We start from the raw sequence: 2,996 nt of genomic DNA, 5'->3' as shown, positions 1-2,996 counted from the left end.
CGGCCAGGCGTTGCACCGCGAGCCTGGGCACGGCCGCGCGCGGGATCTCCGCCGGGCAGGCGAAGGGCGGCGGGACGAGGGTCCAGTGCGACACCTCGGGCACCTCGCAGCCCATGGCGCGGGCCAGGCGCGGCGCCAGCGCGGCGACGAAGGTCGGGATCACGGCGGCGTCGAGCGCCCGCGCCTCCGCCTCCGCCACGCCGGCGAGCCGCGGCCCGGGGCAGGGGATGAGTTCCACCCGGTCGTTCGTCGGTTCCGCGTGTCCCGGCACGGCGAGGCGCGCCGGCAACCGGTCGCCGGCCGCTTCCGACGCGACGTCGGCCGGATCGACGCCCTGTCGCCCCATCATCGCGGCGACGGCGCGCACCCGCGCCTGGCTGAGTTCCTGCGCGCCCGGTCCGCGGTCGGCATGGCCGCGCAGGCAATGGCCGCGGAAACCCGCGGGGCGTGGCGGCCGGAGGAAGGCGAGCAGCACGTCGCGCGCGGCCGGGCCGATCTCGGCGCTGCCGGGCGCGAAGAGCATGACCGCGCCCTCCGGCACGAAGTCATTCCCCGACGCCGACGCCGACGCCCCAGGCACCGCGAGCAGCACGAGGATCCCGGCCAGCACGCCGCGCATGGATGGCACGATACACCAACCCGCGCCCGGCGGGCACGCAGGGCCACGCCCCACGAGCAACGCTCGGCCCCGGCGACCGCGCGGGACTCCCGCCTGGACCAGGGCGGCGATGCCGGGTGACGGCCCGCGGTTGGCGGGCGTCGTTACAACGGCTTCTGCGCCTTCTCGAGAAGGCGGCTGAAGAAGCTGGGCTTCTTCGCCGCCTCCGTGGCCTTCGGCGTCGCGGCGGCCGCCTCGCGCGCGTCCTGCGCGGCGCGCTTGTCCTTCTCGACGAGCCACTTCTCCAGGCTCATGCCTGACTTGGCCGCGCGCTTCGCCTCGTAGGCGCGCTGCGCGTCCGTCATCTTCCGATCGCTCATGGCGGGGATACCCTGACTAAGTGGTGGGCTGAATGGCGCGAGCCGCGGCTTCCGGCAAGGGGCCGGGCGTGCGAGTCTTGCGCCATGCAGCCATTGGCCCATGAGAACGACCTTCGCTCGCCGCGCTCCCTCGGGGCGGGAGTGCGACGTGCAACCGCGTCCGGCCCGCCCGCCGCCACCGGTGCGACCGTGCTTCGCGCGACAGCCAGGCCGGCGGATGCCGGCACCGGCGCCTGAGGCCGGCAGGATGGACGCGAAGGTCAAGGCGGGGATCTGGGTGTCGATGGCGATCCGGCTCTCCGACATGGCGGGCCGGCCCGCCGCGGTGCTGCGCAAGGGGGACCCGGATTCCGGCGGCATCCTCGCCGTGCTGCGGGGCAGGGATGGCATGGTCGTGCTCTCCCAGGTCCGGGATGCCGAAGGCCGCCCCGCCTGGATGCGCGGCAGCGGCCCCGCCCCGGTCGAGGAGGAAGCCGCCCAGGCCTACATCGACCGGCAGGTGAAGCGCGACCCCGACCTCTGGGTGGTGGAGTTCGAGGCGCCGGACCTCCTGCCGCCCTTCGAGGTCCGGATGATCTGACCGCCCCGACCGGGTCCGACCTGTCCGCGCGAGCGGGCAACCTACGTCCGGCGCCGGCGGCGGGATCACGCGCCCCGACCTGTCCGCGCGCGAGCGGACAACATTACGGATTCGGTTGAATTCAGCCGTGTGTTAACGTCGTGCCCGCGCCGTTCGCAGCGTCAGCAGCGAACGGCGCGGATCGGCAGGCTACTGACAACGAGCGCCAGAGTCCCGGTCGCGAGGTCCGCTGGACGCCGGAACCGGGACGCGGGCAGCGAAACCAGGCGTGCTTCCGGCGGCGTCATCCCTCAGGCGGAAAGGACCCGGGCCATGACCACCTACATCATGCTGGGCAACTGGACGGACCAGGGCGCCCACGCGATCGCGGACTCGCCCCGGCGGCTCGACGCCGCGCGGACCGCGATCGAGGAGATGGGCGGCAGGCTCACCTCCTTCCACATGACCATGGGCGAGTTCGACTTCGTCCTGCACATCGAGGCACCGGACGACGCCGTCGCCGCGCGCTTCGCCCTCATGCTCGGGCGCATGGGCAATGTCCGCACGCGCACGCTGAAGGCCTTCCCGGAACAGGCATACAGACAGATCGTCGCGACCGTCGCCTGACCCGGCGCTTCCCCGGCGCCGAGGTGCGGAGCACGGCCACGCCGCGGCGTACGGCGAGGTCGGCCTGCGCGCGGCGCCCGGCGCCGGTGTCGCGTCAGCGATCGGTCAGCCGCAGTTCGATCCGCCGGTTGCGTGCATAGGCCGCCGCTCCGTCGCCCGGGTCGATCGGCTGCGTGTCGCCGAAGGAGGTCGCGGCGACCCGGTTCGCCGGCAGCCCCTCGGCTATCAGCAACTGCGCCACCGCGATGGCGCGCGCGGCGGCCAGTTCCCAGTTGCTGGCGAAGCGCGCGTTGCGGATGGGCGCGCGGTCCGCGTGCCCGTCCACGCGCAGCACCCAGGCGACGTCCTGCGGGATGCGCGGCGCGATCTCGAGCAGCACGCGCCCGAGGTCGCGCACCTGCCGCCGCCCTTCCTCGCTGAGTTCGGCCGAGGCCGGCGCGAACAGCACCTCCCCCTGGAAGACGAAGCGGTCGCCGACGATGCGCACCTCCGGCCGTTCGCCCAGCACCTGGCGCAGCCGGCCGAAGAAGTCGGAGCGGTAGCGCTGCAACTCCTCGACCCGCGCCGCCAGCGCCGAGTTCAGCCGCTGGCCGAGCAGGGTGATCTGCGCCTCCCGGTCGCGGCCCTGCGCTTCCTCGAGGTCGAGCGCGGCGACCAGGCGGGCGATCTCGGCGCGCAAGGCCTCCACCTGGCGGGTCAGCAGCGCGACCTGGGCGCGCGCGCTGTCGGCGAGGCGCACATGCTCGGCCGCCTGCGCCTCCGCATGGCGGCGCGCTTCCTCGGCGAAGCCGGTGCGGCGCGCGGCGTCCTGCGCGGCGGCTTCCGCGGCGCC

The 2,996-nt window shown here is 74.4% G+C and carries 5 protein-coding genes; 2 read left to right on the top strand and 3 right to left on the bottom strand.

What is annotated here, in order from left to right:
- Together GXW76_RS25120 and GXW76_RS25115 are read right to left on the bottom strand one after the other, a co-directional pair.
- The coding region (locus GXW76_RS25120; protein WP_408904411.1) for an OmpA family protein at positions 1-619 on the bottom strand (619 nt) is incomplete at its 3' end.
- Between the two features lie 143 nt (positions 620-762).
- On the bottom strand, positions 763-978 hold the full coding sequence (locus tag GXW76_RS25115; protein ID WP_211864873.1) for a hypothetical protein: 216 nt from the start codon (positions 976-978) through the stop codon (positions 763-765).
- Between the two features lie 247 nt (positions 979-1,225).
- On the opposite strand from GXW76_RS25115, the gene GXW76_RS25110 reads away from it, so the two are divergent.
- Positions 1,226-1,558 carry a DUF1491 family protein gene (locus tag GXW76_RS25110; RefSeq protein ID WP_211864872.1) on the top strand — a complete coding sequence of 111 codons (333 nt, stop codon included), beginning with the start codon at positions 1,226-1,228 and terminating at the stop codon, positions 1,556-1,558.
- 312 nt (positions 1,559-1,870) lie between these two features.
- Positions 1,871-2,164 carry a GYD domain-containing protein gene (locus tag GXW76_RS25105; RefSeq protein ID WP_211864871.1) on the top strand — a complete coding sequence of 98 codons (294 nt, stop codon included), beginning with the start codon at positions 1,871-1,873 and terminating at the stop codon, positions 2,162-2,164.
- Positions 2,165-2,258: 94 nt separating this feature from the next.
- Here the strand turns inward: GXW76_RS25105 and GXW76_RS25100 are convergent.
- Positions 2,259-2,996 (bottom strand): peptidoglycan -binding protein (locus GXW76_RS25100; protein ID WP_211864870.1); only part of this gene is annotated, 738 nt, incomplete at its 5' end.

It is taken from the genome of Neoroseomonas soli, from assembly GCF_018129065.1.
Lineage (GTDB): Bacteria > Pseudomonadota > Alphaproteobacteria > Acetobacterales > Acetobacteraceae > Neoroseomonas > Neoroseomonas soli.
This window is presented reverse-complemented; position numbering and strand designations above follow the sequence as displayed.